A 13,609-nucleotide genomic window follows, 5' to 3' on the forward strand; every position below is an offset into this window, starting at 1 on the left:
GGAATTCACGCAGCGACAGCGATATCACCATCGACGGCGATCCGGACCTTCTCCCCATTCAGCCCTTCGAATTTCTCGCGGTCGAGTTCAACGGCGATCGGCGTTTGGTAGCCCATCTCCTGTGCCACGATGAGCCCGAGAAGGAGAATAGCATCCGGTTCGTGCAGAATGATTGCCGCCGGCGCAAGATTGACGGAAACCAGCTCAAGCAGCACTGCAGCGGCCGATGAGGAACCGATTGTCCCGGGCAGGCAAAGAATCGTTCCGGCAATCGAGGCACCGTGCTCGGGATGGCGCACGTCTTCGATCAATCCCGTCTTGGGATTGACCCCGCCCCAGAAACTGATCGCCGCAGAAAGGACGAGTGCCGGGCCCTCGGCTGCGGCGCCCGCAACCAGAACCTTCGCCTTCATGACGCGGCTCCGAAACGCGGCCGACCCGCAACGGCGCTTTCCACACATTCGGCCATCGACCCATAGAGCACGCCATAACCGGTATTGCCCGGCGCATAGTGGGCGAACTTGCCGGAGTTGGTCATGAGCACAGCACCTTCTGCCTCCGGCAAGATGGGCGTGACGACGACGCAGGTATCAGCAACGATGACAACCCCCGCGTCTTCGAGAGACTTGCGGCCGCCATTGGCTTCCAGCTCCGCCAATGCGTGGCGGCCGGTGCAGGCATAGAGCGGGATTTTAAGCTTCCGGCCGGCGACGAGCTGTTGAAGCTGGTTGAACTCCTCACCCGACAGATGCGGGCTGCCGATGGCGACGGCATCGAGCCTGTCTGTGCCTGAAACGGTGGAGAGCCGCCGGCGCGAATCTGCGACCATTTCCTCGCTGACATGGATAGTCATCTCCGGCGGCTGATGCTGGAGCGCGGTGTCAAGATCGGGTGCTTCCGGTGTCACGCCCGACACGTGAAAAAGCCCGACCGCTCCCGCTGAAGCGGCCGCGGCGCCAAAGGCTTTCAAAGCGTCTTCGCCGGGATGGCGGGCAATCCCCGAAACGACGCCGACCGCGCCGCCAAGCTCACGGCCGTAGAGGCTGCCAAGAATGGGAAAGGCCACTTCGGAAGCCAGAAAGGCAGGGTCGAGACCCGACACATCGAACACCACGGTTGCGCGGCGGTTCTCCCGGAGGTGAAAACCGTAGTAGGGCGCAAAGCCGGCAATCGCGCAGGCGATGTCGAGAAAATCGCCATAGCGGTTGGTGCGGGCGCCCAGCACCGAATTGCAGAACACGACCGCATTGGATTCGCCCCAGGCGACGTCCGTGCCGGGGGCCGGACGATGGCCCGCCTGATAGGGCGCGCAGGTCCAGCTCGGCTCGCAGCCGAGCTTGCGATAGGCGTCCATCATGCGCCGCGCCATTAGCCGCTCGTGAGGCGGCAGCCGGTTCCTTGAACAGCCGGTAAGATCGATGGAGCCGACATTGAGTGTAGCGCGCACGGCGACTTTTGCCCTGCCTTCAACGAGCTTTTCGGCAAAAAGCGTTCCGGAGTCACCGTGGTAAAGCGCACCGTCAATATGGGCTGAAGCAATGGGGATGAGGGAGGGCGCGCCCATCAGCCGCGCAGTTGCTGCAACGATCCGCATCGCCATCGCGGCGCCGTCACCGCCCGCACCTTCGGCAATCGATCGCTGTTCCGCAGTCAGTTCAAGCGGCATCATCCGAACGCTTGCGCGCCTTGTACTTGATCGTTTCGAAACGCGAGGTCAGCGCATCATAGAGCAGGAGCCGTCCGACCAGCGGTTCACCAATTCCGGTAATGAGCTTGATGACTTCCGTCGCCTGCAAGGTGCCAATGACGCCTGGCAGGACACCGAGTACGCCGGCCTCGGCACAGGCCGGAAGCAGTCCCGGTGGTGGCGGATTGGGAAAGAGATCGCGATAGGATGGATTGGCCTCGCCGGCAGGGTTCGCGGCATAGGGCATCAAAGTCGTGACCGAACCGTCGAACCGTCCAAGCGCTGCCGAAATCAGCGGCCGCTTTTCCTCAAGGCAAACGTCGGCCAACAGATAGCGCGTGTCGAAATTGTCCGATCCGTCGACGATGATATCGTAGCGGCGCACGAGATCGGCGGCATTCTCCCTGGCGATACGCGTCTCATGGGTCTCGACGGTGACATGCGGGTTGATCGCGGCGATGGCCCGCGCGGCACTTTCGACCTTGGCCGATCCGACGAGGTCGGAGCTATGTATGATCTGGCGCTGCAGGTTTGAGAGTGAAACGCGATCATCGTCAATGATCCCGAGCGTGCCGACGCCTGAGGCGGCGAGATACTGCAGCACCGGAGCGCCGAGGCCGCCGGCACCGACAACGAGCACCCGGGCACGTTTCAGCTTCTGCTGGCCGGGACCGCCGATCTCGCCAAGGATGATATGGCGCGCATAGCGTTCGATTTCAGCTTGGGAGAGGGCGGTGTTTTGCTCGTCGATCATTTTCTGCGCTGGCTATCCACTTTGCCGGTCAGCCTCCAATGCGATTGGTGCGATTGGAGGCGCTCGTCCAGATCGACACTAGAGCAAGAACGTCTCGAAATGCACGGCCGATTTGCACTCAGGCGAGAAATTTCAGCCCGCCGATGCCGGCAACGATCAAGCCGATGCAGACAAGACGGACGACCGTCGCGGGCTCGGCAAAAAGATACATGCCAAGAAGCGCAGTGCCGACCGTGCCGATCCCCGTCCAGACCGCATAGGCACTGCCGACGGGAAGATCGCGCAGTGCCAGGCCAAGCAACACAACGCTGATGACCATGCTGCCGGCGGTAAGGATCGAGGGAGTAAGGCGGGTAAAGCCATCGGTATATTTGAGCCCGATGGCCCAACCGATTTCAAAGAGTCCCGCAGCGACGAGTATTATCCAGGCCATGACGACCTCCTTCACATATTTGCTCGGGCCGTCCCGGATTTGTCTGGAAGCGCCGGAAATCCAGCGGCGTTGAGGTCGTCCTCACGAGGTCTATTTAGGAAACGGCAATGTGAATGGCAAGCCTGTCGCGCGATGACTAATTTTGTTGTTTATGTTCAAGGCGGATGAACGGCGACAGGGAGCCACATTCACCTGTTCCGGCACGCAACAGCATGGAGAAAAATAAGGATGAACAATAATCGGAAGCTCCCGAACGGTTTAACCCGGCGGGCGCTCCTAGTATGCATGACGCTGATATCTACGCGGGGAGTTGCGATGGCTGACACGAAGGCACTTGAACTGATTGAAGCCGCGCATGGCGGCGACACGACGACCTTGCGGTCGTTGCTCGCCCAAGGGGTTGATCCCGATGTGCGGAACGAACGCGGCGAAACGGCGCTGCTCGTCGCAACGCATGCCAACCGCATCGAGGCAGCACGCATGCTGATCGATGCCGGCGCCGATGTGAATGCCAAGGACAGGATCGAGGATAGTCCCTATCTTTATGCCGGTGCGCGCGGTCACCTCGAAATCCTTCGCATGACGCTCGCCCATGGTGCGGATCTAAAGAGCACCAATCGCTACGGCGGCACGGCACTGATCCCGGCGTCGGAGCGCGGTCACATCGAAACCGTCCGCACGCTTATCGAGGCCGGCGTTGATGTCGACCATGTCAACAAGCTCGGCTGGACAGCACTCCTCGAAGCGGTCATTCTCGGCGACGGCGGTCCCCGCCATATTGCGATCGTCAAGCTGCTTGTGGATGCCGGTGCGAACAAGGCGCTTGCCGACAGAGACGGTGTCACGGCGCTGCAGCACGCACGCGCGAAAGGCTATGCGCAGATCGTGACGCTGCTGCAGTAAACGGCATGCTGCTCATTGTGCTCGCCACAGCTACCTCCTAGCGACCTCTCCGCCAGCCGGCACACCCCCTGCCACCATCCTCGGGCCTGACCCGAGGATCCATCGCGGATGTGCGTTAGCGCTGCCGCGGGAAATGGAAAAAATCCTTGTCCCTCTCAATCAATTGGTAACCAAGATTCTTCATTGTTCATGCAGGACAGTCGCGGATTGAGGACGCGGTTTTGTTGCCCGCAGCCTCAGTTTTGCCACGGTAAGCGTGGTTTTGCGCGGACTGTCGCGTGGGTTGAGCAGTGTGGGTACGAGTATCATGGCGTTTGCAGTCGGGGCGGGCGGAAAGCCTTCGCAAAAAAATGGCCGTCGTCGGGGTCCCGGACTAACCTCCGCCGCCTTTCTTGCAAGTCTCGGAATCATGACTGCGATCGGCGCGATCATTCTTGCCGTTACACTGCACCATGCCGTGGCCTCGCGGTCCGAGGGCAGCGCGCTCGCTGACAGCTACAGGCCGGGTGAACGGGCGTTTGGCCCGAGCAGCATCGCGCTCGCACCCAACCTCGTCCCGGTTCGCGTCAATCCCAAATATCCCCGCGTTCCGGAACTCACCGGCACGGCCTGGCAGGCTACCGATATGGACGAGGGCTCGGTGATCTCGGCTACCGGCGAAATCGTCGTCATCACGCCGCCGAAGCCGAAGTTCGTTCTGGCGGCAACGTCACCGCTTGAAGAGGATGCGTTCGGCGTCCGGGCGTCGGGCCTCGATACAATGCATGTCGCTTCCGTACGGTCCTACAGCACCTTCGATGAGCCGCCTTCACCGCAAGTCGCCTTGGCCGGTGCGCCCGCCGCTGCGGGTTATCCGTCAGACGGTCCGTTCAGCCTGGTATTGGCTGAGAAGGACCCGGGGCTTGACGATGCCGACGATGCGGCCGAAGTCCCGCTGCCCGGCATCCGTCCCAACCGTCCGGCGCGGCTGGCCAAGCGCGCAACGCCGCAGCTTCTTGCCTATGCACCGCAGGACAACGACATTCGCGATGTTGCGCCGTCCTACGAACCGCCGGCGACCCGGCTCTTTACCCGTAATCGCACCGCGATCTACGATATCTCGGCCAAGACCGTCTACATGCCGAATGGCGAGCGTCTTGAGGCGCATTCCGGACTTGGTCCGCTGCGTGACGATCCACGCTCCGTGCACAAGAAGATGCGCGGCGCAACGCCACCACATACCTACCGGCTGACGATGCGCGAGGCCCTCTTCCACGGCGTCGAGGCGATCCGGCTCAATCCCCTCGATCCAAGCAAGCTTTTTGGCCGCGACGGACTGCTAGCCCATACCTACATGCTTGGCCCGCGCGGCGATTCAAATGGCTGCGTGTCGTTCAAGGATTACCGCCGGTTCCTTGCGGCCTTCAAGCGGGGTGAGGTCACGCAGCTTGTCGTCGTCGCCCGGATGCCGGCATCGACGACGAGCGTTGCCTCGCGGTAATCCGCTTCCTGCCTGGAAGCCGACCCCACGCCTGCCAACGCCCGTCTTTGTAGGGCACTCTAGAATACGGTATTCACCGACTGTCCGAGCGCCATCGCTCCGGCGTACCGCGCTTGCGGGCCTTGCTGGAGCGGGTGGAACCGCGCGCCCTGGATATCCCGGAAACGCTGTTCAAGCCCGTTCGAACGATAGAAACCGGCACCACCCGCCAACTCGAGAGCAAGCTCCACTGTCTTGATTGCATGTTCCGCCACCAGCGAACGTCCGATCATGACCTCGTTGACGCTTTCGGCGGAAGGCGAATTGCGCTCGACAATTTTCACCATCCACTGATGTGCAAGCTGGGCGGCGCGCAGCGAGGTGTCCATGCGACCTGCGAGGTTCATGGAGGTTTCGGTCGGCTGCTTCTTCTTGGCAAGATGGATGGCAATGTCCCGCGCGCTTTCGGCAACGCCGAGATACACAGCATAGATCAGCGGAAATGCCGTTGTTGCGATGATCTGGAAAACCGGATGCCATTCGCCCGCCTTGCGCGAAAACGCGACGCTGGCGTCAGGCACAAAGAAGTCCTCGATCGCAACATCGTTGGAGCCGGTTCCTCGCATTCCGAGGGCTTTCCAGGTATCTACAACCTTGACTTCGGCTGACTTCATGGGAACGCCAAAGTGGATCACCTGAGCCGAACCGTCTTCCCCGCGAAGGATCGCGCCGGTCATCAGGATGTCTCCGGCATTGGCGCCTGAGGTGAACACCTTGCGCGCCTTGATGCGGTAGCCGCCCTCGACCTTCGTTGCGTCGCCTGAGCCGCCGATCCAGTCCGAGCCCCCGCTCGACAACAGGATCAGCTTTTCAGCGGCAATACGCTTCAGAAGGGGCTCGACGGCCAAAGCCTTCTGGTGGCGCCAGCGCCAGGCAGGGATCGCGACCTGATGCGTGTGCATCGAGAAAGCGAGCGCGGTCGAAGAGCAGCCATGCGCGAGCACGCGCAGCATTTCGGCAAGCTCGCCAACGTCGGCGCCGCCCCCGCCAAGTTCTTGGGGAACACCGGCATGGACGAGGCCGGCCTCCTTGAGGAGCTTATAGTTCTCCGCAACGAAAGTGTCGGTCTCGTCAAATTCCGCTGCCCTCGCAGCGAGAGCTGGTGTCAAAGAGTGCGCGATATCTACGGCACTCCCGGACGAAGCTTCGTCCGCAATGGATGATGTATGTGCCATGCTGTTCATAGGTCCTCCTTGGGGCTTCAACAGCCCATGCGCAAAGGATCCTCTCAACGCTGCAATTCGTCCAGTTCAGGAAATGTACTAGCCTATTCGGCTTCGCCCTTAGCCGTTTTCGCCCGTGTGCGTGGCGTGGCTTTCTTTGCCAGTTTCTTGGCTTGGTTGAATTCGACGGCGGCGCGAATGAGCTTTTTCAAAGCGTCCTTGTCAACCTTGTCGCCCTCGTGGACGTCGATCGCGCGCCACACTTTGCCCCCGAAGCCATTGTTGAAAAGCTTATCCGGGTCGGGAAGGCTTGCGCCGTGCGAGAACGTCAGCTTCACCTTTTCCTTGTGGGCATTGCCCACCGCGATGATCCCGTCGCGCTCCCAGACAGGGCTACCCATCCACTTCCATTCCTCGACGATCTCCTTATCGGCTTCAAGGAAAGTCTTGCGGAGGCTTGCGAGCATCTCGCCGCGCCAGTCGCCGAGTTTTTCGATAAGCTGGTCAATATGTTCCGAGGGATTCATGGGTACTGTTCCTCCAGTTCCGGACCCGATTCGTGCAGGCAAGCCTATATTACTTGATCAAATCAGGGGACCCAGCCGGGCAGGTCGGCGGCCTGACGGATCCACGCCGCCAGTTCCTCCTCATTGATCGCGTCGTTCTCATGGATGTGAAAGTAGCGGGTGTTCTTGTCCTTGGATGCGACAGGCGGCATCGGGTTCAGCGACGCGCCGTGGAAGAAGGCGACCTTTATGTATTTGTCGAAGCAATGGACGCCGAGGAAGAATCCCTGGCGCTCAATACCGTAGAGCGGCGAGTTCCATTTCACCGCCTTTCGCACATCAGGAACGGTGCGAGCGATCAGCGCGTCCAGGCGTCGGCCGGCCTCGCTCTTCCAGCCGGGCATCGCCGCGATATAGGCCTGAACGGGGGCGTCGCCGTCAGCTTTCGCAATCTGGGGGTTTCCGCCGGACAAGAGCTTCGGCTCAGCGGGAGTGCCTTGGGGCTTGCGGGCCGGTGATTTGGCGGTGAGTTCTTTCGCTTTCTTCTTGACGGTCTTGCCCGGTTTCTTTTGGGCAACCGTACGCGGTTCATTCGAAGTATCGGTCATACGTCCAACCTTTCGAGCAGCGTTTAAAAGACAGGGCGTAGTTTTATCCGCAGACTTGGGCCCAAGGCAACGTTCCGACCCGAAATGTCCAGCCGGTAGGATTCGACCGCGTTTTAGGGTATTCTTGCCTTAAGAAAAGGGTCAGGAAGACCGGTGGGAACAATGGAACAACGTGGAGGATACGGGCAGTTCTGTCCGGTTGCGATGGCGTCGGAGATATTGTGCTCGCGCTGGACGACACTCGTGATACGCGAAATGCTGATGGGGACGACGCGTTTCAACGATCTGCGCCGCGGCGTGCCGCGCATGTCGCCTGCGCTTTTGTCCAAACGTTTGAAAGAGCTTGAACGTGCGGGGGTGGTAGAGGTCGTAACCAACGCCAACGGCACGACCGAATATCATTTGTCGCCCGCTGGGGAAGACCTGCGGGCAATCGTGCTCGGCATTGGCTCCTGGGGGCAGCGCTGGGTTGAATCGGAACTGTCGCTGCGCAATCTCGACCCCTCCCTGCTGATGTGGGACATGCGCCGCAACCTCAATCCGAAGCCGCTGCCGAAACGGCGCTGCACGATTCAGTTTCTGTACCCCGAGCTGCCGGAAACCAGGCAGAATTTCTGGCTGGTTGTCGACGGCAGTTCCATAGACCTTTGCGGCTTCGATCCGGGTTTCGATGTCGATCTACTGGTCACAAGCTCGCTGAAGAGCATGACGGCGATCTGGATGGGGCTTTCAGCCGTCAGGCGCGAGGTCGAAGCAGGCCGCGTCGAATTCGACGGCGACCCCAGCATTGCGAACGCCATGCAGCAATGGCTCGGCCTCAGCACATTCGCCCCACAGCAACGCATGGTCTCATAGGATTGCCGCCGCGCGGAAACCGCAAGAATGACTTGCGGCTTCCTTTGTGCCTTTCAGAAAACAATCAGCCCAGCGATTTGATGATTTCGCGATAGGCCGCTTCCGGGAATGCCTTCAGCGTCCGCGTGCGCACAAAGCCCTTCTGCCCAAGGCCCAGCGTGAAGCGCGCCATGACCGCGTCGTCGGGCGCCGTCATAATGCCGACCATGTCATATTCGCCCATCGTCAGAAAAAACTGATCGAATGAACCGCCCATTTCCTTGAGCATTTTCTTCGCACCATCGAGCCTGTTGGGCGAGTCCCCCGCGTTCTTGAGGCCAAGTTCGGTCCAGTTCAAGAGAACAACATACGTGGTCATCGCTAACCTCCCCCGCGGCACGGCTCGTGCCGGTGGCCGCGATTTTGCTCCCTCCGCATCCCCGGTTTAACTATAGTCCTGTTGGCAGGGTGGAACAATGCAAGGCCTGCGACACGCCCACCGGCCCAGAAGTTATCAGTAGTCCATGCCGCCGCCCGCAGGCATGGCCGGAGCCCCGGGCTTCTTGGGAATATCGGCGACCATCGCTTCGGTCGTGACGAGGAGACCCGCAACCGACGCGGCCCCTTGAAGCGCACTGCGCACCACCTTTGCCGGATCGATCACGCCCATCTCGTAAAGATTGCCATACTGGCCGGTCTGGGCGTTCCACCCATATGCAAAGTCGCTATTCTCGCGCAATTTGCCGACGATCAGCGAGCCCTCCGCCCCGGCATTCTCCGCAATCTGGCGCACGGGCATCTCGATGGCCCGCCGCACGATCTCGATACCGACGCGCTGGTCCGCATTCTTGACCTGCAGCCCCTCAAGCGCTTTGGCTGAGCGCAGGAGCGCAACGCCGCCACCGGGAAGTATTCCTTCTTCCACGGCCGCGCGCGTCGCGTGGAGCGCGTCATCGACGCGATCCTTGCGTTCGCGCACCTCGACCTCGGTCGAGCCGCCAACCCGGATCACGGCCACGCCGCCGGCAAGTTTGGCAAGCCGTTCCTGCAGCTTTTCCTTGTCATAGTCGGATGTCGTATCCTCGATCTGGGCCTTGATCTGCACAATTCGTGCATCGATATCGGCTTTCGAGCCGCCGCCGTTGACGATGATCGTCGTTTCCTTCTCGACGATCGTCTTCTTGGCACGGCCGAGCATGTCGAGTGTGACGTTCTCGAGCTTGATGCCGAGGTCCTCGCTGATCGCGGTGCCGCCGGTGAGGATCGCTATGTCCTCGAGCATTGCCTTGCGCCGATCGCCGAAGCCCGGCGCCTTGACCGCTGCGACCTTCAACCCGCCGCGCAATTTGTTGACGACGAGCGTTGCCAATGCCTCGCCCTCCACATCTTCTGCGATGATCAGCAGCGGACTTCCCGACTGGATCACGGCTTCGAGAATGGGCAGCATTGCCTGAAGGTTCGAGAGCTTCTTCTCGTGGATGAGAATATAGGGGTCTTCGAATTCGACCCGCATCTTGTCCTGGTCGGTGACGAAATAAGGGGAGAGGTAGCCGCGGTCGAACTGCATGCCTTCGACGATTTCGAGTTCGGTCTCGGCGGTTTTTGCCTCCTCGACAGTGATGACGCCTTCGTGCCCGACCTTCCCCATGGCGTCGGCCAGATATTGACCGATTTCTATGTCACCGTTGGCGGAGATGGTTCCCACCTGGGCAATTTCGGAATTATTGGAGATTTTACGGGCATTGCGCTTCAGTTCCGCAACAACTGCTTCCACGGCGATATCTATGCCGCGCTTCAAATCCATCGGATTCATGCCTGCAGCTTCAGCTCTCGCGCCCTCGCGCACGATGGCCTGGGCAAGAACGGTGGCTGTCGTCGTACCGTCGCCGGCAACGTCGCTCGTCCTCGAAGCGACTTCGCGCAGCAGCTGGGCCCCCATGTTCTCGAATTTATCCTCGAGTTCGATTTCCTTGGCGACAGTGACGCCATCCTTGGTGATGCGCGGCGCTCCGAAAGATTTCTCGATCACGACGTTGCGGCCCTTGGGACCGAGTGTCACTTTGACGGCATTGGCAAGTATATCGACGCCGCGCATCATGCGATCCCGCGCTTCGGCGCTGAATTTGACTTCTTTTGCAGCCATGGTCCTCACTCCTCCCTTTTACAAGTTCTGTAATTTTCCTTGAAAACACAGCGGAATCTGACAAGATTCACAGTGACGCATGAGTTGATCCACAAGGGAAATATTCATGACAACAAGCAGAGCATTCGAACTTCAGCTAAAAGGCTACGGTCTGACAACGGCCGAGATACATTATCGCCTTCCCGACCACCCGAGCTTTCTGCAGCTTTACATTTGGCAGGAATACGATCTTGCTCCGTCTTTCCCGGAATTGAAAGGCTTTCTTGATTTCTGGTGCAAGGACATCGAGGGGCCGCTGCACTCAGTCCGGATCGTCCACCAGCACCTGATTTCGCCGCGCGAATGGCGCGCCGTGGACGGCATCATATCGCTGCATTGACTGCGGCGCTCTTCGAAAGCATGAGCGCCGATAAGGGTGCATCGGGCTTGTTCTCCCCGTTTGAATATCCTCCGACCATCCCGCCCGCCACAGGCGAGATGATGGAAAACCATCAATATCCAAATGGACCCTGGGGCATCCGTAAAGGTATTTTCGACGCACAGGCAATAAGAGGCCGGCGGGGCGTAATTGCGGAGGATAATCAAATGACGAAAAGCTATGCGCTTGTTGGCGACGCAGCACGAGCCGCGGTACTGACCGACGATGGCTTTGAGAACCGCGTCGAATCCGAATGGTTTTCCGCAAAAGTCGACCGCAAGGTCTTCAAGCAGCTGATGAAGCGTTCAGACCTGGTCTCGCTGCGCCATTTTGGGCTCGGGCTCGCATTGCTTGCCGCATCGGGTGCCGGCGCTTTTCTGACATGGGGCACGCTTTGGTGCGTTCCGTTTTTCGCCGTCTATGGTGTTCTCTACGCTGCCAGCGACCATCGCGCTCATGAACTCTCGCACGGCACGCCATTCAAGACGCGCTGGATCAATGAGGCGCTTTACCACCTCAACGGCTTCATGACCCTGCATGAGGGTTTTTACTGGCGCTGGAGCCATTCGCGGCATCATACAGACACGATCATCGTCGGCCGCGACCCCGAAATTGCAGTGCCGCGTCCGCCCGATATTCCAGGTATCATTCTCGATTTCTTCTTCCTGAAGTCCGGCCTGATCCAGATGGCGTCGATCCTGCGCCACGCCTGTGGCAGCCTGAACGAGGAAGGCTGTCACTTCGTTCCTGACAGCGAAAAGCCGAAAGTGTTCTGGTCGTCACGCATCTACGTTGCGATCTTCGTCGCGACCGGAGCCGCCTGCTGGTATTTTGCCTCGATCCTGCCTGCCCTGTTCATCGTCCTGCCGCGCTTTTATGGCGGTCCGCTGGCGCAGCTCTTCAACATCACGCAGCATGCGGGGCTCGACGAGGATGTCTACGACCACCGGCTCAACACGCGAACATTCGACACCAATCCTGTGTTCCGCTTCCTCTACATCAACATGAACTACCACATCGAGCACCACATGTTCCCTATGGTGCCGTTTTATGCCCTCCCGCAACTGCATGCCATGATCAAGCACCAGTGCCCTCCGGTCTATCCGTCCATCTGGGCCGTTTACCGCGAAATCATCCCGGCGCTGATCAGGCAGGTGAAGGACCCCGGCTATTTTGTCCAGCGGCCGCTGCCGGGAACTATTCTGGCCGCACCCGATATGCGCTTTGCTGCGCCCGCCGAGTGAGCAATAATTTTGAGGAGAACTGACGATGAATGCTGTCTCGAAGACCTGGATCGAAGCGTGCGACGCCGATGACATCGACGCGGAGGATGTTATCCGCTTTGACCATGGCGGCCGCACTTTCGCGATCTTCCGCTCGCCGGACGACGAGTATTATGCCACCGATGGCCTCTGCACCCATGAGAAGGTGCATCTTGCTGACGGGCTGGTCATGGAACATGTCATTGAGTGCCCGAAGCACAATGGCCGCTTCGATTACCGAACCGGCGCGGCCAAGGGCGCTCCCGTCTGCGTGAACCTGCGTACCTATCCGGTCAAAGTCGAAGACGGGAAAGTCCTCATCTCCGTTGGTTAACTCGCCGTGCGATCAGATGTCTTCCCGATATTCTCCGGTCCGTGCAGCGTGAAGTCGATCGTCGCACTATAGGGTGTCTTGAGTTCGGGATGCTCGGCATAGCCGAAGTGGTGCAGCAGGATGTCGACCGCGAGCCGCGCCTGCTGCTGCGGGTTCTGGTCGATGGCGAGCGTCATCGTCCCCTCGCGCAACATTTTACACGATTGCGGGGTCAGCTCGTGACCGATGAAGATGGGTTGGTTCTGCAGCGCGCTCTTGCGAAGGGCGAGTTCAACGGCGTCATTCGGGGCACCGGCATTATAGACGCCGACAATATCGCGGTGACGCTTCAGTGCATCGACCAGGAGCCGCTCGGAAATTTCAGAATCGTCGCGCCCCTCAAGACGCTCCGCCAGTGTAAGCCCGGCGCCGTGGACATTCATTGCATCTGTCAAACCCCGAATGCGGTCGGCATGGCCCCTGATTCCGAGGTCATAGCACAGGGCTATGACTCGACCCGGTTGCCGCGCAAACTTAGCCATGAAGTAGCCCGCCGTCCGCCCGGCAGCGTAATGGTCTATTCCGGCATAGGCGAAGCGCGCTGAGGTTGGCAGGTCGGAGATGACGGTTATCACCGGAATACCCGCTGCGGTTATGGCGCCGACGGCGCCGATGATCGCGGGATCCTCCTGCGCATAGATGATCACCGCATTGCAAGTCGTGGCGCGGATACGCTCGGCAATGTGTTCCGCCTTGTCGTCCTTGAGCAAGCTACGCTGAATGGTAACCGAGCGGTCGAGGCTGGGTGCAAGCTGCATGAACGCCTCGTTCATGCGCTTGATCAGGGGCAAATAGGGCCGCGCCAGGATTACCTCCAGGCGCAGGCCCTTATGATAGGTCGCGGGCAGGATGCGCTGCAGACCGAGCTGTCGCGCAGCCCGAATGATCTTCAACGCCGTTTCCGGTTTGACGTTGCCGCGCTCGTTGAACAGACGATCGACCGTAGCGATACCAACGCCGGCAAGCTCGGCAACCTCGCTCAGTATGACCTTCTTGCGCGACATTA

The 13,609-nt window shown here is 59.9% G+C and carries 16 protein-coding genes; 6 read left to right on the forward strand and 10 right to left on the reverse strand.

Going from position 1 to position 13,609, the window contains the following annotated elements:
• Nucleotides 1-5: 5 nt before the first annotated feature.
• The 4 genes from AC1DNI_RS03535 to sugE form a co-directional block, all read right to left on the reverse strand.
• Nucleotides 6-413: an aconitase X swivel domain-containing protein gene (locus AC1DNI_RS03535; RefSeq protein WP_477690836.1), complete on the reverse strand. Its 408-nt coding sequence runs from the start codon at nucleotides 411-413 to the stop codon at nucleotides 6-8.
• Nucleotides 410-1,669: an aconitase X gene (locus AC1DNI_RS03540; protein ID WP_477690837.1), complete on the reverse strand. Its 1,260-nt coding sequence runs from the start codon at nucleotides 1,667-1,669 to the stop codon at nucleotides 410-412. Before AC1DNI_RS03540 ends, AC1DNI_RS03535 begins: the two co-directional genes overlap by 4 nt.
• Nucleotides 1,656-2,441: a molybdopterin-synthase adenylyltransferase MoeB gene (moeB, locus tag AC1DNI_RS03545; protein WP_477690838.1), complete on the reverse strand. Its 786-nt coding sequence runs from the start codon at nucleotides 2,439-2,441 to the stop codon at nucleotides 1,656-1,658. Before moeB ends, AC1DNI_RS03540 begins: the two co-directional genes overlap by 14 nt.
• A gap of 118 nt (nucleotides 2,442-2,559) precedes the next feature.
• Complete coding sequence (gene sugE / locus AC1DNI_RS03550; protein WP_027230456.1) at nucleotides 2,560-2,874, reverse strand: quaternary ammonium compound efflux SMR transporter SugE; 315 nt, start codon at nucleotides 2,872-2,874, stop codon at nucleotides 2,560-2,562.
• A gap of 285 nt (nucleotides 2,875-3,159) precedes the next feature.
• Here sugE and AC1DNI_RS03555 point away from each other — a divergent pair, with 285 nt between their 5' ends.
• On the forward strand, nucleotides 3,160-3,777 hold the full coding sequence (locus AC1DNI_RS03555; RefSeq protein WP_477690839.1) for an ankyrin repeat domain-containing protein: 618 nt from the start codon (nucleotides 3,160-3,162) through the stop codon (nucleotides 3,775-3,777).
• A 409-nt stretch (nucleotides 3,778-4,186) separates the two neighbouring features.
• The gene (locus AC1DNI_RS03560; protein WP_477690840.1) at nucleotides 4,187-5,257 is read left to right on the forward strand and encodes a DUF2778 domain-containing protein; all 1,071 of its coding nucleotides are present in this window, start codon (nucleotides 4,187-4,189) and stop codon (nucleotides 5,255-5,257) included.
• A 59-nt stretch (nucleotides 5,258-5,316) separates the two neighbouring features.
• Here AC1DNI_RS03560 and AC1DNI_RS03565 read toward each other — a convergent pair whose 3' ends face one another.
• The 3 genes from AC1DNI_RS03565 to AC1DNI_RS03575 all read right to left on the reverse strand — a co-directional run bounded on the left by AC1DNI_RS03565 (nucleotide 5,317) and on the right by AC1DNI_RS03575 (nucleotide 7,573).
• Nucleotides 5,317-6,471, reverse strand: a complete 1,155-nt coding sequence (locus AC1DNI_RS03565) for an acyl-CoA dehydrogenase family protein (RefSeq protein ID WP_477690841.1) — start codon at nucleotides 6,469-6,471, stop codon at nucleotides 5,317-5,319.
• 92 nt (nucleotides 6,472-6,563) lie between these two features.
• Nucleotides 6,564-6,986 (reverse strand): DUF1801 domain-containing protein, encoded by a 423-nt coding sequence (locus AC1DNI_RS03570; protein WP_113279723.1) that lies wholly within the window; start codon nucleotides 6,984-6,986, stop codon nucleotides 6,564-6,566.
• 62 nt (nucleotides 6,987-7,048) lie between these two features.
• Nucleotides 7,049-7,573: a DUF1801 domain-containing protein gene (locus AC1DNI_RS03575; protein ID WP_477690842.1), complete on the reverse strand. Its 525-nt coding sequence runs from the start codon at nucleotides 7,571-7,573 to the stop codon at nucleotides 7,049-7,051.
• A 162-nt stretch (nucleotides 7,574-7,735) separates the two neighbouring features.
• Between AC1DNI_RS03575 and AC1DNI_RS03580 the strand changes: the two genes are divergently transcribed.
• Nucleotides 7,736-8,428 (forward strand): winged helix-turn-helix transcriptional regulator, encoded by a 693-nt coding sequence (locus AC1DNI_RS03580; protein ID WP_477690843.1) that lies wholly within the window; start codon nucleotides 7,736-7,738, stop codon nucleotides 8,426-8,428.
• Nucleotides 8,429-8,492: 64 nt separating this feature from the next.
• Here the strand turns inward: AC1DNI_RS03580 and AC1DNI_RS03585 are convergent, their stop codons facing one another.
• Both AC1DNI_RS03585 and groL read right to left on the reverse strand, forming a co-directional pair.
• Nucleotides 8,493-8,786: a GYD domain-containing protein gene (locus AC1DNI_RS03585; RefSeq protein WP_027230451.1), complete on the reverse strand. Its 294-nt coding sequence runs from the start codon at nucleotides 8,784-8,786 to the stop codon at nucleotides 8,493-8,495.
• Nucleotides 8,787-8,921: 135 nt separating this feature from the next.
• Nucleotides 8,922-10,550: a chaperonin GroEL gene (gene groL / locus AC1DNI_RS03590; RefSeq protein WP_477690844.1), complete on the reverse strand. Its 1,629-nt coding sequence runs from the start codon at nucleotides 10,548-10,550 to the stop codon at nucleotides 8,922-8,924.
• A gap of 106 nt (nucleotides 10,551-10,656) precedes the next feature.
• Between groL and AC1DNI_RS03595 the strand changes: the two genes are divergently transcribed.
• From AC1DNI_RS03595 to AC1DNI_RS03605, 3 genes are all read left to right on the forward strand, one after another.
• Entirely contained in the window at nucleotides 10,657-10,929 is a 273-nt protein-coding gene (locus AC1DNI_RS03595) for an usg protein (protein WP_027230449.1), read from the forward strand.
• A 206-nt stretch (nucleotides 10,930-11,135) separates the two neighbouring features.
• The gene (locus AC1DNI_RS03600; protein ID WP_477690845.1) at nucleotides 11,136-12,212 is read left to right on the forward strand and encodes a fatty acid desaturase; all 1,077 of its coding nucleotides are present in this window, start codon (nucleotides 11,136-11,138) and stop codon (nucleotides 12,210-12,212) included.
• A gap of 25 nt (nucleotides 12,213-12,237) precedes the next feature.
• On the forward strand, nucleotides 12,238-12,564 hold the full coding sequence (locus AC1DNI_RS03605; RefSeq protein ID WP_477690846.1) for a MocE family 2Fe-2S type ferredoxin: 327 nt from the start codon (nucleotides 12,238-12,240) through the stop codon (nucleotides 12,562-12,564).
• Here AC1DNI_RS03605 and AC1DNI_RS03610 read toward each other — a convergent pair.
• Entirely contained in the window at nucleotides 12,561-13,607 is a 1,047-nt protein-coding gene (locus AC1DNI_RS03610) for a LacI family DNA-binding transcriptional regulator (RefSeq protein ID WP_477690847.1), read from the reverse strand. The two genes, AC1DNI_RS03605 and AC1DNI_RS03610, sit on opposite strands and share 4 nt — an antisense overlap.
• Nucleotides 13,608-13,609: the final 2 nt, after the last annotated feature.

The sequence above is a fragment of the Phyllobacterium sp. 01N428 genome (genome assembly GCF_056399405.1).